This is a genomic window from Alcanivorax sp. HI0083, assembly GCF_001635175.1.
Map to the genome: position 1 here is coordinate 1 of NZ_LWFX01000084.1, position 1,095 is coordinate 1,095.

1 protein-coding gene and 1 pseudogene are annotated in these 1,095 nt (G+C 59.1%); one reads left to right on the plus strand and one right to left on the minus strand.

Translation table 11 applies throughout. The features are described from left to right. Nucleotides 1-24: 24 nt before the first annotated feature. Nucleotides 25-549, minus strand: coding sequence for a DUF4262 domain-containing protein (locus A3754_RS00935; protein ID WP_063518608.1), 525 nt, complete (start codon nt 547-549; stop codon nt 25-27). 147 nt (nt 550-696) lie between these two features. Between A3754_RS00935 and A3754_RS00940 the strand changes: the two are divergent. Then, nucleotides 697-1,095: pseudogene (locus tag A3754_RS00940) on the plus strand (hypothetical protein); the annotation flags it as partial.

Here is a 1,095-nt window from a genome sequence, read left to right on the forward strand (position 1 = left end):
CCCTGGCAGGGCCGTCAAAAACCATTAAGGCTGGGCCAGCGGTGACGCCGGTGCCTTGCCCAGCAACGGCTGGGCACGGTGAAAACGGGTGTCGTAACCGGGCTGCCAGGGAAACACGCCTTTGGGATCCGGCCAGACCATCTGCAGCGCCGGGTACGGCGCCGGCAGGCTCTGGTAGAACCAGTTGGCAAAGCCCAGATATTCCTTGTAGTGCGGAAACGCCACCGGCAGAAACATCACTTCCAGGCCGTCGGCAATGTCGTTATACAGACGGTAGGGCTGGTAGGGCTTCTTCAGACCACGAATGCGCACGGCGGCGCTGTCCAACAGTTTGCTGGCCAGCGCATCTTTCAGACCCACCACTATCAGTTCCGGGTGGTTCAGGTTGAGGAAATGCCCCACGCTGAAGGTGTAGCCCGGCTGGCCATCGCCACCGGAGACGGCAAAGTGATGCCAGCCCTTGCGCTGAATATCCGCCAGCAGTGCTTTGTCTTCGGCATCTTCCGGCTGTGGATAACGAAATTTGCCGGGCATTTCATCAAGAAACATAGGGTCATCATCGGTTCAGGCAGCGCCCTGGGGCACTGGCAAGCGGTTAACGCGGTGTGATCGCAATCATAACAGACTCCGCCTTCACTTGGTGCCACCCCTCACAGCTGCAATACTGGGGCGAATCCAGAACAATGAGGATTACCCATGAAACGTGCAGGCTTGCTGGTAACCGCGCTACTGGCCACCCCTCTCGCCCACGCGGCCCCCGGCGTGGCGATCTATGGTGGCGGGTATACCTGGGATACGGAGCTGGAAGGCAATGTGGCGTCCGGCGGCGCCAACATCGACGTGCAGGATGACCTGGGCTTCAACAAGGCCGACCAGAACGTGCTCTACCTGGGGGTGGAACACGCCGTACCGCTGGTTCCCAATGTGCGCCTGCGTTATATCGACCTGTCTGACAGCGCCAGCAATATCATCAGCCGAAGCTTCACATTCAATGGGCAAAATTTTGTTGCCAACACTCGCGTGGCCACGGATTTTGACCTGGAGATGCTGGACGGCACCCTCTACTACAGCCCTCTCAACAATGCCGTGAAAGTG

What these genes read in the sequence shown, in the direction of transcription:
- A3754_RS00935 (WP_063518608.1), bottom strand. Translation starts at nt 549, where the DNA reads ATGTTTCTTGATGAAATGCCCGGCAAATTTCGTTATCCACAGCCGGAA.